The sequence below is a fragment of the Kitasatospora sp. NPDC053057 genome, from assembly GCF_044546945.1.
Classification (GTDB): Bacteria; Actinomycetota; Actinomycetes; order Streptomycetales; family Streptomycetaceae; genus Kitasatospora.
The window spans coordinates 1-17642 of sequence record NZ_JBITZP010000003.1 but is presented as its reverse complement, the minus strand read 5'-3'; the positions used below and the strand labels follow the sequence as shown (position 1 = coordinate 17642).

16 protein-coding genes are annotated in these 17642 nt (G+C 68.0%); 9 read left to right on the top strand and 7 right to left on the bottom strand.

The window, feature by feature from the left end; translation table 11 throughout:
- Positions 1 to 54 precede the first annotated feature (54 nt).
- From ACIG5E_RS04755 to ACIG5E_RS04745, 3 genes are all read right to left on the bottom strand, one after another.
- Complete coding sequence (locus ACIG5E_RS04755) at positions 55 to 1290, bottom strand: tyrosine-type recombinase/integrase (protein WP_396531477.1); 1236 nt, start codon at positions 1288 to 1290, stop codon at positions 55 to 57.
- Positions 1291 to 1300: 10 nt separating this feature from the next.
- On the bottom strand, positions 1301 to 1600 hold the full coding sequence (locus ACIG5E_RS04750; protein ID WP_380417380.1) for a helix-turn-helix domain-containing protein: 300 nt from the start codon (positions 1598 to 1600) through the stop codon (positions 1301 to 1303).
- 334 nt (positions 1601 to 1934) lie between these two features.
- Positions 1935 to 2456, bottom strand: a complete 522-nt coding sequence (locus tag ACIG5E_RS04745; protein ID WP_396531476.1) for a helix-turn-helix domain-containing protein — start codon at positions 2454 to 2456, stop codon at positions 1935 to 1937.
- Positions 2457 to 2793: 337 nt separating this feature from the next.
- Between ACIG5E_RS04745 and ACIG5E_RS04740 the strand changes: the two genes are divergently transcribed.
- Entirely contained in the window at positions 2794 to 4275 is a 1482-nt protein-coding gene (locus tag ACIG5E_RS04740; RefSeq protein ID WP_396531475.1) for a DnaB-like helicase N-terminal domain-containing protein, read from the top strand.
- 760 nt (positions 4276 to 5035) lie between these two features.
- On the opposite strand, the gene ACIG5E_RS04735 is transcribed toward ACIG5E_RS04740, so the two are convergent.
- Positions 5036 to 5611, bottom strand: a complete 576-nt coding sequence (locus ACIG5E_RS04735) for a GNAT family N-acetyltransferase (protein WP_396531473.1) — start codon at positions 5609 to 5611, stop codon at positions 5036 to 5038.
- Positions 5612 to 5634: 23 nt separating this feature from the next.
- Entirely contained in the window at positions 5635 to 7041 is a 1407-nt protein-coding gene (locus ACIG5E_RS04730) for a hypothetical protein (RefSeq protein WP_396531471.1), read from the bottom strand.
- 370 nt (positions 7042 to 7411) lie between these two features.
- On the opposite strand from ACIG5E_RS04730, the gene ACIG5E_RS04725 reads away from it, so the two are divergent.
- Both ACIG5E_RS04725 and ACIG5E_RS04720 read left to right on the top strand, forming a co-directional pair.
- Positions 7412 to 7669 (top strand): hypothetical protein, encoded by a 258-nt coding sequence (locus tag ACIG5E_RS04725; RefSeq protein WP_396531470.1) that lies wholly within the window; start codon positions 7412 to 7414, stop codon positions 7667 to 7669.
- 52 nt (positions 7670 to 7721) lie between these two features.
- The gene (locus ACIG5E_RS04720) at positions 7722 to 8729 is read left to right on the top strand and encodes an NAD-dependent epimerase/dehydratase family protein (RefSeq protein ID WP_396531469.1); all 1008 of its coding nucleotides are present in this window, start codon (positions 7722 to 7724) and stop codon (positions 8727 to 8729) included.
- On the opposite strand, the gene ACIG5E_RS04715 is transcribed toward ACIG5E_RS04720, so the two are convergent.
- Positions 8726 to 9598 (bottom strand): glycosyltransferase family 2 protein, encoded by an 873-nt coding sequence (locus ACIG5E_RS04715; protein WP_396531467.1) that lies wholly within the window; start codon positions 9596 to 9598, stop codon positions 8726 to 8728. The two genes, ACIG5E_RS04720 and ACIG5E_RS04715, sit on opposite strands and share 4 nt — an antisense overlap.
- 18 nt (positions 9599 to 9616) lie before the next feature.
- Here ACIG5E_RS04715 and ACIG5E_RS04710 point away from each other — a divergent pair, with 18 nt between their 5' ends.
- The 4 genes from ACIG5E_RS04710 (at position 9617) to ACIG5E_RS04695 (ending at position 14860) form a co-directional block, all read left to right on the top strand.
- The gene (locus ACIG5E_RS04710) at positions 9617 to 10378 is read left to right on the top strand and encodes a hypothetical protein (RefSeq protein WP_396531466.1); all 762 of its coding nucleotides are present in this window, start codon (positions 9617 to 9619) and stop codon (positions 10376 to 10378) included.
- A gap of 11 nt (positions 10379 to 10389) precedes the next feature.
- The gene (locus ACIG5E_RS04705; protein ID WP_396531465.1) at positions 10390 to 11700 is read left to right on the top strand and encodes a hypothetical protein; all 1311 of its coding nucleotides are present in this window, start codon (positions 10390 to 10392) and stop codon (positions 11698 to 11700) included.
- Between the two features lie 501 nt (positions 11701 to 12201).
- Positions 12202 to 13482, top strand: coding sequence for a hypothetical protein (locus ACIG5E_RS04700; RefSeq protein ID WP_396531464.1), 1281 nt, complete (start codon positions 12202 to 12204; stop codon positions 13480 to 13482).
- A gap of 289 nt (positions 13483 to 13771) precedes the next feature.
- A complete protein-coding gene (locus ACIG5E_RS04695) occupies positions 13772 to 14860 on the top strand; it encodes a DUF4041 domain-containing protein (RefSeq protein ID WP_396531463.1) in 1089 nt (362 codons plus the stop codon).
- Between the two features lie 575 nt (positions 14861 to 15435).
- Here the strand turns inward: ACIG5E_RS04695 and ACIG5E_RS04690 are convergent.
- Positions 15436 to 16248 (bottom strand): helix-turn-helix domain-containing protein, encoded by an 813-nt coding sequence (locus tag ACIG5E_RS04690; protein ID WP_396531462.1) that lies wholly within the window; start codon positions 16246 to 16248, stop codon positions 15436 to 15438.
- A 158-nt stretch (positions 16249 to 16406) separates the two neighbouring features.
- Between ACIG5E_RS04690 and ACIG5E_RS04685 the strand changes: the two genes are divergently transcribed.
- Positions 16407 to 16769 (top strand): VOC family protein, encoded by a 363-nt coding sequence (locus ACIG5E_RS04685; RefSeq protein ID WP_396531461.1) that lies wholly within the window; start codon positions 16407 to 16409, stop codon positions 16767 to 16769.
- A gap of 23 nt (positions 16770 to 16792) precedes the next feature.
- Entirely contained in the window at positions 16793 to 17209 is a 417-nt protein-coding gene (locus ACIG5E_RS04680) for an SRPBCC family protein (protein WP_396531460.1), read from the top strand.
- Positions 17210 to 17642 lie beyond the last annotated feature (433 nt).

Sequence of the window (17642 nt, the reverse complement as noted above, 5' to 3'; positions counted from 1 at the left end):
CGAGGGGCCTGTTTTGACCTGGTGACAAGATCGTTGACGGGCCCCTCCATTTGATTAGGCGGCTGGTGACTCGTCGGGCACAGGCCAGAGCAAGCCGCCGATCTTGTTGGCAGTGTCCTTGAGGACAGGGCCCGTCAGGTGCTGGTACCGCCGGCGCATCCGAGCGGACTTGCCAGGCTCCCACCCCATGATCGCGTCGACGACCGCATCGGGAACGCCCAGGATCAGCAGGACAGTGGCAGCGGTGTGGCGGGCATCGTGGAGCCGACCGTCGCGAACATTCGCCGCCTTTAGCAGGTCCTTCCACCGGTGGTAGTCGGTGTTGGGGTTCAGCGGCTGGCCAGTCGGAGAGGTGAAGACATACCCCTTCTCCTCCCACAGGTCGCGGGCAAGCCGCCGTTCGCGGTCCTGCTCGACCTTGTGCTGCGCAAGCAGCTTCATCAGCTCATCAGGGACGCCGATCGGGCGCCTGCCCGCACGTGACTTGGTGTCCTTGGTCTCGCGACGGATGCTGATCTTCTGCGGGCAGTAGCCCGGCTTGCGCCCGCAACGGTCACCGCAGCCGTGCTGGTAGCGGGGCCGCAACCGTCCACGCCGCACGCGGATGACGCTGGCTTCGAAGTCGACGTCGGTCCACTGCAGGCCCAGCACCTCTCCCTGCCGCAGGCCGAGGGCCAGGGCGATCACCCAACGGGCGGCGTTCTGCTGGCGCTCCGCTTCGATGAGAAGCCGCTGCATCTCCTCGACCGAGTACGGCTCGACCTCCTCTTCCTCCAACCGCGGGGCCTTGGCCACCGTCGCCGGGTTCTCGGTGATGTGCCGACGCCGCTTCGCTTCGTTGAGCGCCGCGCGCACCGTGCGGTGGACCTGGTGCGCAGTGCCGGCGGCGCTGCCGTTGTCCCGCATCTTCTTGTAGAAGCGCTCCAGGTGCTCCGGCTCCAACTTCTCCAGGCGGTGAGCACCGAGGCCGGGGATGAGGTGGTGGTTCACGGCCACGCGGTATCCGTCGATGGTGTTCTCGGAGACATGCAGAGCGGCGATGTTCTCGACCCAGTGGGTGAGCCACGTCTTGACGGTCCAGGTCTGGCCGGTCTTCCGCACCGCGCCGGAGTCGCGCTGCCGTTCCAGCTCGCGGACCGCCTTGGTGACATCGGCTCGGGTCTTACGGGTGACGTGACGGCGGTCGGGACGACCGTCGTCCTTGACTCCGACGGTGACGTAGCCGTGCCAACTACCGTCCTTGGCCTGGTGTATGGATGATGCGCCGTTGGGCTGACGGGAGTTCGCCATGTCTGCCCCCTCAGGCCGCAAGGTCGAGGCCGGCGGAGTGAAGGCGCTTCGCGAGGAACGCGCCCACCGCCTCGGCGGGTATCCGGCGGAGGCTTCCGATCTTCACGGAGGGGATCTCGCCGGAGACGACGAACTCGTACATCTTCGTTCGCCCGATGCCGAGTCGGCGGGCAGCCTCCTCGACGGTGAGCGCGACCAGTGTGGAGTCGGCCGCAGCCCCGTCCTGATCAGCGATCAGGCGGAGGAGCACGTGCTCGGTGGTGCCGAGGGCGTAGGCCACTCGGGAGAGCTCGAAAGACGTTTCGGACATGGGTGTCCTATCCCAGCGGCGCTTTCGGCTATGCGCCACCGTTGTCGATGTTCCAGGGATGGGCGATTGGTGGTTCGGGTCCGCGTGGCGACCCCCGGCGTTCGTAGCGCCGAGGGGCTGCGGAGGGCATGGCTGGTCGAGGGTTCACTGGCTGGCGAAGCCCGTGGTCGGACCGGCGGGACGGGACGTTAGCCGCAGATTCCGGCCGCACCAAACCGCCGGATGCCCGGCATGATGCCGGTCATCATCGGATCGGCGACGGGACTGGCGTGCGGAAGCAGCGACGGATAGCGGGCGGCCTCAGGTGGTCGGGGCACGCCCTCGGGTGCTCTGGCTACGTCTCGGTTCCTGGGTCGCCGAGACCCTCGGCGTCGGAGGCGCCGGGCGGGAAGTTCGGCGAGCGGTAGTCGTCACCTGCCGCGTCCGCTACGACCCGGGTGATCATCGCTCTGATGAGCTCTTGGAGGTTCGGGTGGGCACGGCCATAGGCGTCGAGCGCCTCGCGGGCCAGGTCCATCTCCTTGCGGGCGGCGACGGACTTCTGCCAGCTCTCGGCAAAATCGGCTAGCAGCCGCTTCACGTGGGTGTTCGCGGCGATCTCGGGTGGTCCGACCAGGTTGTCCAGGGAGATGTCGAAGACCTTGGCGAAGCCGATGGCCTCGTCCAGGTTGACCCTGCGACGTGGCTCGCCGCTCTCAATGCGCCACACCGCCGACTGGTTGAGCGGGTAGCCGGCCTCGGTCAGGCGCTCGGCGAGCGTGGCGGTACTCCACCCGCGCGCCTCGCGCTCCATTTTGATGCGCCGGGCGACGTTCTCCTCCCCCTCCAGTCGTTGTCGCCGGTCTTCGTCAGCCACGGTCAACCCTCCATGCATCGTCGATAAGCCCATTTGCAATGCGTCGAGCACGACGTTAACGTGATGCAAGATGAAACGCAACTGAGCCGAACTGCATCGGCCAGCCGGGCCAGCTACCCGGCGACGCGGCGAAGAAGGCCCCCAGTGCTACGAACACCGGGGGCCACAGCAGAAACCTCGAAACCGCCCATCCCTGGAACAGTCGACAACGGAGGAACCGGGTAGCCGCCCGAATCCTCCGAGTGAGGACACCGCTGTGGACAAGCCTACGGCTCCGCCGCCGGGCCCGTCAGCCCACGACCGGCGACGGGACCGCCGCGCGTCGGAGCCCTACCCCGTGCCCGTCGACACCACCTCCGGGGAACCGCCGCACAACATCGACGCCGAGCAGGCAGTCCTCGGCGCATGCATGCTGAAGCACCACGCGGTGGATCAGGTCCGGGGGACGCTGGACGCGGGCGACTTCTACCGGCCCGCCCACGAGACCATCTGGCGCGCGATCCTCGCCCTGCGCGCCGAAGACGCCCCGACCGACCCCATCGCCCTCGCGGACCACCTCCAAGGCAAGGGGGATCTCTCCCGCGTCGGGGGCTCGTCCTACCTACACACGCTGGTCGCCGTCGCGCCGCCCTCGACGGACAACGCCGACTACTACGCGCAGATCGTGCGCCGCGACGCCCAACTGCGGACCCTGCACGCCACCGGCATCCGCACCGTCCACCACGCGCTGACCCCAGGTGCTGACCCGGACGAGATCCGCACGGCCGTCGAGACGGAGATCCGTGCCGAGCGCGAACGCGCCCTGGCCTCCGGCAGCAGCCGCCTGTCCCGCTACATCGTCAACGGCTGGGACTTCGTCACCAAGACCGGCGCGGACAAGGAACCCCTCTGGGGCACCCGCGAACAGACCGCCTGGGCCTCCGGCGAAAGCCTGATGATCGTCGGCGCACCGGGCGTCGGCAAGACCACCATCGCCCACCAGGTCGTCCTCGCCCGCCTCGGCCTCCAGGCCGCCGTCCTTGACCTGCCCGTCGCCGAGGGAGAACGCGTCCTCTACCTCGCCATGGACCGCCCCCAGCAGATCGCCCGCGCCATGGCCCGTCGCATCACCCCCGCTGACGAGGCCCACCTGCGCGACCGGCTCGCCGTGTGGCAGGGCCCGCTCCCCGCCACCCTCGACAAGGAACCCGACCTCCTCGCCGAACTCGCCGCCGCCCACCGCGCCGACACCATCGTCATCGACAGCCTCAAGGACGCAGTCAGCACCCTCGTCGACGACTCCCTGGCCGTCGCCTTCAACAACGCCCGCATGCGGGCCCTGCGCGCAGGCGTCCAGATCATGGAGCTCCACCACCAGCGCAAGGCCACCGCCGACGCGCCACGCGGCCAGCGCCCCACCCTGGACCGGGTGTACGGCTCGACCTGGCTGACCGCCGGAGCGGGCAGTGTCCTGTTCATCGCCGGAGAAGCCGGCGACCCGGCGGTCACCATTCACCACCTCAAGACCGTGACCGGCGAGATCGGCCCGCTGCCGGTCGTCCACGACCACCAGCGCGGAACCACCTACGTCGAGCCGACCCTGGACCCGGTCACCCTCCTGCGCGCCACCACCGACGGCCTGACTGCCCGTGACCTGGCGACCGCTCTGACCGGCGAGGCCAACCCCGACCGCGCCGACATCGAGAAGGCCCGCCGCCACCTTGACCGACTGGTCAAGAGCGGGCTGGCGGTCAAGACCGAAGGCGCCGCCGGCGGCGCCGGGGGCGGCCAGCAGGCCCGTTACCGCCCCTCCGCCCGACACATCACCGCCGTCTCCTGACCGCCACAGCGGTGACAGGAGTGACCGGGGACAGCGCAGTGACCGCGCCCCCGGTCACTCCGTCGTACCGACCAACCGCAGCGACCGGGGTTCCGGTCACTCCGTCGTACCGACCAACCGCAGCGACCGGGGTTCCGGTCACCCCGGTCACTCTGGCCGACCAAACTGACCGGGGTGACCGCGTCGGACAGCGGGCAGCGCCGACCGTCGCAACCGCCCCGCTGGTGAACGGGCGGATCATCGCCACCACTGGGCGCCTTCCGGGCGCGACCCCGTACACGGGACCGTCCACGCACGCCTTCCGCAGAGGGCCGTGCGAAAACCGTTCACACCGTCCACGCTCGACGAAGAAACCGCAGGTAGAGCGATCACGGAGGCGCACACGCCGTCCACGCGACCCAGCGTTCACGCGCGAGCCCCCTTTTAGAAGGGGGCTCGCGTGTACGCCCCGCCGTGAACGCCCGGCTTCGAGCACATGGCCGAGCTTCCACCGCACGGTGCAACGCCCGATGGTTTGGTCTGTGCCAGCCCAGATTCAAGAGCAGTGCCGACCCGGAAGCCGGAGCAAGTTGTGGGGTAAGGAGTCCTTACCCCATGGCCCGCTCCTGACGGAGCAGGCTGTCGCATACGACGGCCGTACCGCCCGCCGCACGCATCTGCCCTCGCCCAGGGGTGCGAGGGCAGGCCCGGAGCCAAGGCCAGCGGGAGAGATCGCAGAGGTGCTGCGCTGCCAGAGCCATAGGCACAGATCCCCCGGGACTCAGCTCTCGTGCTCGGCGGCGATCTCTAGCACACCGTTCGGCGACCACTCCTGCTCCAGGATCGAGTAGGTGATCGAGTCGCGCCAGGCGCCGTGGACGAAGACGTGGTCGCGGATCCGCCCGTCCTCGGTCATGCCGGCTCGCAGCAGGGTGCGCGCGGATGCCTCGTTGAGCGGTGAGCGGGCGGCCCAGATGCGGTGCAGGCCGAGGGCGTTGAAGCCGAGGGCGCACAGCAGGTGGACGGTTTCCGTGCCGAGACCCTTGCCCCACTCGGCCGGGTGGAGGGCGAAGCCGATGGTGGCGGCCTGCTGCGGCTCAGTGGCCAGGCGGGCGTAGCCGATCAGCTGGTGCTCGCCGAGCCGGGTGATGGCGAGGCAGTACTCGGTGCGCGGGGTGGCGTTCGCGGAGACGATGGAGCGGGCGGTGATGGCCTGGACCTGCTCGCGGGTACGGGGTTCGAAGCTGAGGTGCCTGGTGGCCTCGGGGTCTCCGTAGATGGCCAGGAGGGCATCGGTGTCCTCGGGTTCGACTTCGCGCAGCGCCAGGCGGGGGCCGGCCAGGTGAACTGGGGTCATGGCTGCGGAGCCTATCCGTGGGGTCACCGGACAAGGACTGAGGTCGGGGTGGCGGTGAAGGCCTCGATCTCCTCGCGCACGTCGGCCGCCGCACCGACACCGCGGCGGCCGTCGCCGTGCAGGGCGGCGTGGACGCGCTGGGCGCTGCTGACGATGCCGAAGTTCCGCTGCTCGATGGGCAGGTCGAGCACCGGGCGGACGGCCTCGGTGGCACCTTCGACCTCGCCTCGGGCGATGCGGGCGAGGGCGAGGTCGGTCTGGGCGCCGGCCTCGTCGCCGAAGGCCCAGTCGTCCTCGGAGGCGTCGCGGTAGGCGGCGACGGCGGCCTCGGACTGGCTCTCGCCGAGTGCGGCGTCCTCGCCGAGCTGCACGGTGGCCTCGGCGACGTAGTAGAGCTGTCGGGGCACGGGGAAGGTCATGATGCCGCCGAAGGCGTCGAGGTCGTCCGGTTCAGCGGCCGCGCGGGCGTCCTCGGCCTGCTGGACGGCGGTGCGGGTGGCCTCGCCGTCGCCGAGGAGGGAGTGGGCGCGGGCGGAGAGACAGGCGAGCCAGACGCTGGTGGTGCCGCGGACGTCGCCAGCCGCGCTCTGCCCGAGGGCGGCGTAGTCGGCGGCCTCGCCGGGGCGGCCCGCCCAGTAGGAGATGAGCGACTGGAGCGAGCGGACCCAGACGCGCATGGCGTGGTGGTCGGCGTTGTCGGCGCAGACAAAGGCGGTGCGGGCCTGCATCATCTCGGCGCTCGGGTTGCCCAGGTCGTGGCTGGCCTTGGCGAGCATGCCGGAGGTGATCCCGGCGAGCAGGTACAGGTCGCGGGCCTGCAGCGGCTTGACCCGGCCGTGTTCCAGCAGCCGGAAGGTGAGGTCCTGGACCTCGACCAGGTCGCCGAGCAGGGTCGGCAGCGCCAGCCTGGGGTAGGCGACGGTCAGTCGCCGCACCTCGTCGTGGATCTGTCCCAGGGTCTCCGGGCCGATGCTGCTGCCCTCCGCCATCGCGGAGAACCGAAGTGCACGACGAGCCGCCATCGTGACCTGCCTTTCCAATTCCGTGGTGCCCGCGTCGAAGCGGGTCTCGCTGCTGAACGGACCGCCGGCAGGCAGCGCCGCTGCCTGCTCGGATGGGAGTAGGACAGGGACCGGCCGTGGCGGCGGGATGACGAACGAGCCGGCGACCGCAGGCGCTGGCAGGGACGGGGCCGGTGCGGGCGCGAGGAGCACGTCGACGCTGACCCCGAACATCGCCTCCAGCACCCGGCACTGGTCCGGGTAGGGGCGGGTCTTCACCGCGCCGCCGTACCAGCGCTCGAACTGCCGTTTGGAGACCGACAGGCCCCGGAGACGGGGGTCGTTTTCCTGCTCGGCGGCCGAGTTCGCCGTCGCCTCGAACCGGAGGCGGAAGGTCTCGTAGACCTGCCAGTGGCGCTGTAGCGTCAAGACCCTTAAGAGCGTGGGAGTTTCGGCCACTGCGGATCCTCTCCGTCCCCGTTCGTCTGCTCTGACGATAGCCGTGGCCGGTCCGCAGGAAACCCGTTCGGAGGGCTCTCGGGCCAGATGACGGCAGCCATGACGGTGGTCATGACGCACCACGTCGTCGACCACGCCAACCAGCGCCAGGCGACGACGCGGCCATGACGGCAGCGACGTCGTATCGATGCGTGGCCGCCCGCCGCCATGCTGACGGCACTTCGCAATCCGCGCACAACTGACAGCGAAGAGTGAGATCGGGGCGGTTTGCAGCACCTGCCGATCACCCCGTCCAGCACCACGGGCGCACCGGCCCGTGGCCGGCAATGGGAGGGATCCGATGGACAACGCCATGACCGGACATGCCCCCGAAGCGCGGTCCCCGGCGGATAGCAAGGCGAGCGCAACTGCTGAAGAGGGCCGCGCTACTCGTGCCAGCCGTCGCCCGGGTCTGACCATCCGCACGTTCAGGATCGCGCAGGACGGTACCCGCTACGACGACTCCGGCGTGATCGCCGCCAACCCGGGCCCCGACGAGTACGTCGCCCGGATCGAGGTCTGGCCCGACTGCGCCTGCCCGCAGCATCGCACCGGCTGATCCGCATAAGTCGCAACCAGCCAACCACTACTCACCGTTGGAGGAGAACCTCATGTCCCTGGAACAGCTCTCCGGGAAGACCGTCCTGATCACCGGGGCCGGCGGCCTGATCGGCAGCCGCATCACGGCCCAGCTCCGCCGACTCGGCGCACGCGCCATCTCGGTGTGCAAGCTCGACGCCTATCCGCCCGAGGTGTACCGCGAGCGCTTCGGCATCGACACCTTCAACCCGGACTTCATCGTCGGCGACATCGCCGAACCGGGTCTGATGAACCGAGTGATCACCGAATGCGACTACGTGATCCACGCCGCCGCGCTGGCCGACGTCGCCGCCTGCACGCGCCGGCCGCTGGACGCCATCAACTCCAACATCATCGGCACCCAGCACGTCCTCGACGCCGTCGCCGCCTCCACGCGGGTGCAGCGCATGGTGTTCGTCTCCTCGGCCAGCGTCTACGGCAACGGCAGCCCTCGGTTCGTCGAGGACGCGGCAGTCGCGCCGGTGTCGGTGTACGGGAACAGCAAGGTCTGGGGCGAGTACCAGACCGCCGCCATGCTCGGGGAGGCCGACCGCTCCTATGCGATCGTGCGGTACTTCTCGGTCTACGGCGACCCTCAGATCGTGAAGGAGAACAGCCACTCCTGGGTGGTCGCCTGGTTCGCCATGCGGGCCGCGCTCGGCCTGCCACTGCAGCTCAACGGCGGCGGCCACCAGGTCCGTGACTTGGTCCACGTCGACGACATCGCCACTGGCACCCTGCACGCGCTGACCTCGCCCCGCGCGCACAACGAGACCGTGAACATCGGTACGGGCACCGGCACGTCGATCCGGCAGGTCGCCGAACTGGTCCGCGCCCACTACCCCGACACGCAGCTCATTGAGACACCGATGCCGCCCGGCGACCCCGAGGGCGGGTACGCCTCCGTCGAGCGGATGGAGGAGCTGCTGGGCTGGCGGCCGACCACCAGCATCGAGGAGGGCGTCGCCCGCTACGTGGCCTGGCTGCGGGCGAACCCCGGCGCGATCCCGGAGTGGATGCGTCGGGCGGCTGCGGCCTAGATGATCGGGGGCCGGCCGAGCCGGGTCATGGTCCACACCGTGCGCCAGCGCATCGGCTTGCGCCGACCGCACGGTGTGCGCCAGCCCTCGGCGAAGCCCGAGAACCACGCCTTCAACCCAGCCGCGTTCCGGGTGCGGGCGACGGTGAGCACCACCCACACGCCGAGGTAGACCGGCACCAGCACGGCGGGCAGGTGCCGGCGCGCGAGGTACACGCGGTTGCGGGCGTTCACCCGGTAGAAGAACGAATGCCGGGTCGGGCTGGTCCGCGGGTGCTGCAGCAGCAGTTCCGGGGCGTACAGCACCCTCCAGCCAGCGTCGAGCGCCCGCCAGGCCATGTCGGTCTCCTCGTGCGCGAAGAAGAACGCGTCCGGCCAGTCCCCGACCTGCTGCAACATCCTCGTCGACAGCCCATGGCCGCCGCCGAGGAAGCTGGTCACCTCGCCACCGCGCATAGGATCGCCGGCCCGCAGCCGGGGAACGTGGCGGCGCTGGGTCAGCCCGGTCTCGTCGGCGATCCGGAAGGAGACGATGCCCAGCCGGGGGTCGGCCTCGTACAGGGCCTCGATCCTCGCGAACACGTCGTCGGCGACCAGCAGGCCGTCGTCGTCCAGGTCGATCACCACGTCCACGTCGCGCAGGTGCTCCAGCGCCACGTTCCGGCCGCCGGTCACCCCAAGGTTCTCGGCCAGCTCGACGCCCTCCACCCACGCCGGGAGCTCCGGCAGCGGGCAGCCCTGGGCAACCACCACGACCTTCGCGGCCGGGACGGTTTGCATCTCCACCGAGGCCAGCAGCTCGGCCAGTTCCTTCGGCCGCGTGCCCATGGTCAGCACCGCCACGCCCAGCTTGATGCCCACCGAACCCATCCCTTCGAGGAAACAGACATGGCCCAACGAACGCACAGCTCGGACGCCGCGTCACTCAGAGAACTCGCCGAGAGGCGGATGCTTCCGGACCACCAGGTCATGGACCGGCCCACGCTGAACTGGATCGCCGGGATGCGGCCCGAGGTCTCCGCCGTGCCGCCCACCCTGCCACACCCGCCGCTCATGCTGGTACCGGACGTCACCTGGTTCACGGAGCCCCGGTGCGCCGACTCCATCCACGGCGTTCGTCACAACGCCCGAGTCTCGCTGCTCTCGTCGATCCTGGCCCAGGAGTACGGACTCGACCGCGACCACAGAGCCGCGCTGTGCGCCGCCGCAGCCGTCCACGACTGCCAGCGCCACAACGACCGGGACGACCCCGGCCACGGCCGACGGGCAGCGGCCTGGTTCACCCGCAACCACGCCGCCGTCACCGGCCTGGTCGGCCGGGAGCTGCCGCAGGACGTCCTCGCGCACGCCTCCACCGCCATCAGCCTCCACGACGTGCCGTACGAGCGCTTCACCCCGCAGCAGAACCACCTCTACCAGCGAGCACCGCACCTGATCGACCTACTCAAGGCCGCCGACTGCCTGGACCGTTACCGGCTTCCCCTCGCCCGCTGGTGGCCTGACCCGTCCCACCTGCGGCTCGTGCCGCCCGACTGGCTCCACGCCGCCGCCCACGGCCTCGTGGTCCGCAGCGAACAGGCTCGCCTCGACGGCGCCAGCAACCACGGTGCACTCATCCACGCCCGCCAGATCCTCGACCCCGCGCAGTAGGAGGCCATCTCATGCACGCCGAGTGGGACAACGCCCACACCGACTACACCACCGACCCCACCCGCCCTGAGCCCGCTGGCCTCACCGAGACCGAAGCCGACTGGCGATCCCACCTCGAACACGAGACCCCCAACGGCTGGCTCCTGCGCGGCAACGCCATGACCGAGACCCTCGCCTCCGGCCGTCCCATCCACCTGATGCACACCACCGTCGCCCTCGACGCCATCCGCGCCAGCGGCCACCTCTACGCCTCCACCGGCTGCCTCGTCGCCGCCCTCTACTGCGCACCCCTCACACCGGAGCCTGTCGGCCTACGCCCCCACAACCTCGGCTCCTACCTCCTGGAGACCAAGAAACACACCAGCACCCTCGTCTTCGAGATCACCCCCGACGCCCCGGTCCCGCCCAAGGGCATCGACTACCTCCGCCTCGGCGCCATCCACCTGCGGACCTACCTCACCCACCGCAGCTTCCTCACCGAGCACGAAGACGCCAAGCTCCGCCGCACCGCCCTGCAACGCGTCCAGGCCGCGGCACCCTTCCTCGACACCGCCACCGGAACACCAACGCCGGACGCCGACTTCATCGACCAACTCGCCGCCACCGTGCCAGCCTTCCCGTTCCTCGGCTACCTCTACTTCGAGGTACTGTCCGAGTACCTGATGCTCCACTCCACCAGTCGCGAGACCAAGGCGTACGCACAGCTCGGCGAGATGAACAACCGCCTCTACAAACAGCTCGCCTTCTCCGCCGTCCAAGGCATGGACAAGCTCTTCGACCTGTCCCGCTTCAACCCGGGACACGGCCGCCTCCTCAACCTCGTCGGCCAGATCGAAACCGACCTCACCGCCGGAGTCGCCCAGTACACGAGGAGGCGCCTGTCGCATCTGTTCGCCACCGTGGCGCTTGCCCCCGACCAGGACGCAGCCTCCTTCACCTTCCACCACCCGGACTTCGACACTCTCACCAAAGCGGCACCGGGGTTGCTGGGACAGCTCGTCTTTCGAGACCTACGGGTCATCGACCGCTACCCGCAGCTCTACCTCGCCTTCGAGCAGGCCAAGGCCATGGAGGCGTGGGCCTATTGGAACACCGAGGGCGTCCCCGCCCCGTTCAACGGGACGGTCCCGAAGGGAGAGGTCGGCATCAACCCCGCCTACCCGCGAGCCGACTGCGCGGTGTGGGTCGCCGAGACCTGCGACCGGGGTCTCCTGCACCCGGTCGAACAGCTCGACGTGAAATTCCTCCCGCGCCTCGCCGAGTTGGCGATGACCGCCATGCGCAGAGACGAAACGGGGAAGGCAGCAGGGCACCGCCAGTAGCGTGGATCAGAGGTCCGCTTGGCTTCGCGTAAGTCGCCGCGCCTAACGGGGCCCAGCACTTCGCCCGGGCCATCGCGGTCCTGCTTCTCCACGCTCGCTCTGGCCGCCCCAAGCCAGACGCAGACCACGGAAACAGGTGATCAAAGTGCTTCCCAGCCAGCAGATGCAGTCCCTCGGCGTGGTCGAACAGGGCACCCCCAGCCTCAATCACCCGGCCGAGCCGTTCGACCTGCCGACCGAGGCCACCGCCGCCCAGACCGTGGTCGACGAACTGTTCACTGCCGTCGACCGGATCGGCCGTCCACTCCTTCGCCATGGGCATGGGCCTCGCCGCCCCACGGATCGGTATCCCCCGCGCCGCCGTCATCGTCCTGCTACCTACGCGGGACCTGCGGCGACCTCCGCCCTCAATCCTGGGTTAACCCCGCCGGCGACAGTGATCATCGCTACGGTGAAACTCGCAAGGTTTGATCCTCGGTACCGGGTCTTGTAGGGGATGTCATGGGCAAACGTCGCGGCTTCTTTGCGGAGATGAACTTCCAGGCGCAGCAGGCGGAGAAGCGCCGACGCCAGCAGCAGGCAGCCGCCCATCGTGCTCATCTTGCAGCGCAGCGCCAAGCCGAACAAGCCATGAGGGCATACGAACGCGCGCAGGTGGTGGCGGCAAGAGCCTCTGCTGCTGAGAAGAAGGCCGCGGAGCGCGAGGCTGCGCGACTCCATGTGGAGTCCAGGCTCGCCGAAGTCGAGTCCATGAACACCGATCTGGCCAGCGATCTTGCCGACATCGACAGTCTGCTCGCGTGGACCCTGGGCATAGACGACTTTGTCGATCTCGAATCATTGAAGATCTCGAAGGTCGAGCATCCTCCGTTCAATCCTCGCGGCCTGGTTGTCCCTGCGCCCAAGGTTACAGAGCCGCACTACGAGCCTGAGCCCGTGTATCAGGAGCCGCCTGCACCCAGCGGACTCTCAGCCATGCTTGGCGGCAAAAAACGGCACCAACAGGCCATCGAGGAAGCCCGGGCCGCCTTTGAAAACGCGCATGGCTACTGGGAGCGCACCAGGAATGCTGCCCACAACAGCTACCTCAAGGAAATGGCCCACCGCGAGAAATTGGAAGCCAAACGTGTGGCGGAACTATCTGCTGCCGAGGAGAAATACAAGCAGGAATGCGAAAAGCGCGAGGCTGAGGCGTCGGCTCACAACGCCAAGGTCAGCAAGCTCATCAACGACCTTGCCTTTGATGTCGAGTCCGCCATCCAGGAGTACGTCGGCATCGTCCTTTCCAACTCGATCTACCCCGAGGTATTCCCGGTCGAGCACGATCACGCGTTCAATCTCGCATCCCGCGAACTCGCGCTTGCAGTCAGCGTTCCAGAGCCCTCAAGCATACCCTCAGTGAAGGGGTACCGATACGTGAAGGCGAGGGATGAGATTGCCTCAACCGACCTGCCAATTCGCGAAAAAAAGGAGCGGTACGCGAATGCTGTCTGGCAGGTCGCAGTTCGCAGTCTGCATGAAGTCTTCGAGGCCGACCGCGCCGGCAAAGTCCACTCGATCGCGCTGACGGTCGGCGTCGATACAATCGACCCCGCCACTGGCCGCCCAACCACCGTTCCTCTTGTCATCGTCGCTGCGGACCGCGCGACCTTCAACACCTTCGATCTGGCCAAAGTGGTGCCCCAGGCCACATTGCAGCACCTTGGTGCTGCAATGTCGAAGTCGCCATTCGACCTAGTCCCGGCAAACACCAGTCGCGGCATCCGCGTTCGAGGACAGTGACAATGCGATTCAACCCACCGCCAGGGTGGCCTACACCGCCCGAAGGCTGGACTCCCCCGCCAGGATGGAAGCCCGACCCGGCCTGGCCGACCCCACCACCTGGCTGGCAGCTCTTCGTGCCCGACGGCGAGTCCAAATCGCACAGCGACGTTGACGGGTCCACGACCGCGCCAACTACCGAGACTTCCCCGGTCCCGGCACACAGGGGTCGTTGGTGACTAGGCCAGACCAGACATCTGCCAACCCGCCGACTCCGCCACCGTTCCGTGGAGTCGACCCCGCGCCGTTGTTGGCCCGAATCGCCGATCTCGAAGCGGCGCTCGCCGCCACACAAAGTGGCACCGACGTGATCGATCTCAGCGACCAGCGCGCCTTGCAGGACGTTGGCATCTACCGCTACCGCCATCCTCTGGAGAGCGCGGCGGCCTACAAGGACCGGCTGCGCAGTCTCGAAGGCCAGATCGACGACGTCATCAAGAGCAGCCGCGCGATCCTCGCCGCCGACATGTTCACCTTCGAGGGATCTCTAGCCCGAGGACGGAAACTTGTCGGCGATCTGTCCAGGCTGATGCTGCGGGCCTACAACGCCGAGGCCGACAACTGCGTGCGCTCGTTGAGGTCAGGGAACGTACGCACCGCACAGAGGCGGCTGGAGTCGGCGGTCACGGCGATCGAGAAGCTCGGGGCACTCATGGAGATGCGGATCAATCCCGAGTATCACGCTCTGCGAGTCACTGAACTCGAGCTGACTGCTGACTTCCAGATGAAGGTGCAGGAAGAGCGCGAACACGCCCGCCAGGAGCGCCAGCTTCTTCGCGAACAGCGCCAGGCTGAACGTGAGTTGGCTGCCGAGAAGGAGCGGCTCGAGAAGGAACGAGCGCACTACATAAGCGTCCTTGCGTCCCTCCGCGCCAAGGGCGACGACACCGCTGCCACCGAACTCTCCAGCCGCCTTGCTGACATCGAAAATGCCATCGCGGCCAACGACTACCGCATCGCGAACATCCGCGCTGGCTACGTATACGTCATCTCCAACATCGGCGCCTTCGGTCCGAACGTCGTCAAGATCGGCATGACCCGTCGCCTCGATCCGATGGACCGCGTCCGGGAACTCGGCGACGCTTCCGTGCCGTTCCGGTACGACGTCCATGCCCTGTTCTTCTCCGAGGACGCTGTGGCGTTGGAGTCCGAACTCCATCGGGCATTCGCCGATCGACGCGTCAACTTCGTCAACGCGCGACGCGAGTTCTTCTTCACCACACCATCCGAGGTCCGATCACTATTGGCAGACAGGGTGGGCGGCTTGCTTGAGTTCACGGAGGAACCCGCGGCTCTCGAGTACTTTCAGAGCCGCAACCGCTGGCCGCAGCAGAGCTGAATGTGGTTCACGGTTCCGAAGTCGAGTTCATGCGATCCGACCGGGGTTGTCGTACGACAACCTTTACGACAACCCCGGCGGACTACGACGGACCTTCTCACCCTCCTACGGCGGACGCACCTGCGCGTCGCTCAGATAGCGGGCCCTCTGGAGCGGCCTGAAGAACGGAAGGTCGCCGGTTCGAGCCCTCCGTGCGGAGCTGACCAGCGGTTGAGGGAGGCTCCCGCAGTCTCATCCGCTGCCGTCCGGCACCGTCCGAATCGTCACGTCCATGATCCCGCTGCGCACATACTCCGGTTGCAGTTTTGGTTGCGTTCACCCCCGTCCGGCTCCGTACAAAGCCCAGGGAGCGAGTCGCTCCGCCACAGGTCAGAACGTATGCAGCCAGCCCCGAACGTCCGGACGGACAGTTGGAAAGCGTGTTGGGGGCAACCCCTCACGAGTTCGAATCTCGTATCCTCCGCCTTGCCCAGTAGGGCAGTTGAAGGCCCCGACCGGTTTCCGGTCGGGGCCTTCGTCATGCCGTGGTCTCAGTTTTGGTCTCAGTACCGACGCGGGCGACGAGTGGCGTGGGGTCAGTACGCAGGGGCAAGGAGGCGTCGCAGTGCTGTCGGCGTGCGACCGAGGTGCTGGCGCATGGTCCTGGTGAGATGGGCCTGGTCGGCGTAACCGAGGTCGGCGGCGAGGACGCTGAGGCTCTCTTCGCCGGCCTCCAGGCGGTCAAGGGCTCGGCCGATGCGGACGCGATGGCGGTAGCGGGTCACCGACACCCCGAGCTCACGTGGGAAGGCCCGGCTGAGGCGGTAAGGGGAGACGCCGAGCAGGTCGGCGAGCGAGAAGAGGGTGTTCGAGGCGGGGTGCCCTTCGGCGATTGCCTCGCAGGCGGCTGCGACGAGGCTCCGGTCGGGTCCGAAAGAGTCTCCACCGATCGGGGTCGATCCGGTCGCCGTGCGACCGATCGCGCCCGACAGCAGGGCCAGCAGTTCCTCGGAGAGCGCGAAGTCAACGTCTCCCGCGTGTGCGGCCGCGAAGATCCGTCGGTGCGCCAGATCGAGGTGGGGGTCCACATAGATCGTCTGTGCGAGCAGGGCCGCATCCCCGGCCATGGATCGCCACAATTCCGGCGTCACGCTGATCGCCGTGCAGACGTCGCCGCCAGCGGGGTGGGCGAAGTGCTCCTCCTCGCCGGGTACCCCTACATAGGCCAAGGTGGCGTCGACGTCCGAGAGGACACCGGCGGCCCTCCGGCGAAACCGGCCACGGCGCACCAGCACCACGCGGTAGTCGTCGCGTACCTCCGCTGCCGACCAGCGGGTGTGGTCGGAGCGGCAGGCAACGGCGCTGATGCTGAAGTCGGGACGGGTCGCGACAGGAACGCTCGTGAGCACCCTTCAGACGCTACGCGGAGGCGCTGACAACGGGGCGCAAGGATGTTCAAGACGAGGACCTGTCGCCACCAGCAGACTGGCGGAGTCCGGCTGGCCGTGCTCTCGACACGCTCAGCCCCTAACACTCCGCTCAGCACTGAAGCTCAGGAGCCATCGGCATGTCTGCTCTCGTACAACTCAGCACGATCGTGATCGACTGCGCCGACCCGGCGGCACTCGCCGCCTTCTACCAGAAGGCCACCAGGTGGGAGATCACCTACAACGACCACGACTTCGCCTCCCTGGGCGCCGGCACCGCGGTACAGATCGCCTTCGTGCACATCGACGGCTACCAGGCCCCGGGATGGCCGAATCCCGCCAAGCACATGCACCTCGATTTCACCGTCGCCGACCTGGACGCCGCGGCCGACGAACTGCTTGCCCTCGGGGCGTCCAAGCCCGAAGACCAGCCGGGCGAAGGCAAGTGGATCGTGCTCACGGATCCCGAGGGCCATCCCTTCTGCCTCACCACCGCCGCCTGAGCACGTAGAGAGGAGACCGCCCCATGGCATCCATCCACCGGGAATTCCTGATCAACAACGCCCCTGAGAACATCTGGGCCGTGCTGCGCGACTTCGGTCAGGTCCACAAACGCCTCGCGCCGGGTTTCGTCACCGACACCCGTGTCGAGGGCGAGGTGAGAATCGTGACCTTCGCGGACGGCGCCGTGGTGCGCGAGCTCATCGTCGACATCGACGACGAAGTCCGGCGCATCGCCTACGCGGTGGTCGGCGGCTCATTGAAGCCCACGCACCACCACGCTTCCATGCAGGTCTTCGGCGACACCGAGAACCGCAGCCGATTCATCTGGATCACCGACGTGACGCCGAACAGCCTGGGTGAGCCCATCGCCCAGATGGTCGACCAGGGGATTCACGTGATCAAGCGCACCCTGGACCGCGAAGCCACGCCGGCCCGCTGACCAGCGGTCGTCGACACTCGGCGCGGCTGCAGTTCTGGTTGCGTTCACCCCCGTCCGGCTCCGTACAAAGCCCAGGGAGCGAGTCGCTCCACCACAGGTCAGAACGTATGCAGTCAGCCCCGAACGTCCGGACGAACATTTGGAAAGCGTGTTGGGGGCAACCCCTCACGAGTTCGAATCTCGTATCCTCCGCCTCTGCCCGCCAGGGCAAACGAAGCCCCGACCGGGTTCCGGTCGGGGCCTTCGTCGTCTCGTGGTTGCAGATTCCGGAATCCGCGCCCGACGTCCAATCCTCGACACCCGCACTGTGCTTGGCCCCTGCCTGCGGATCTGGGCGTTACTGACCTCGGCGCTTCAAGGTGATGGCGGTGGGAGGTCGAGGGAGAGGCCGGTGCCGGAGAGGAAGCCGTCGAGGATGTCGGAGCGGTACTGC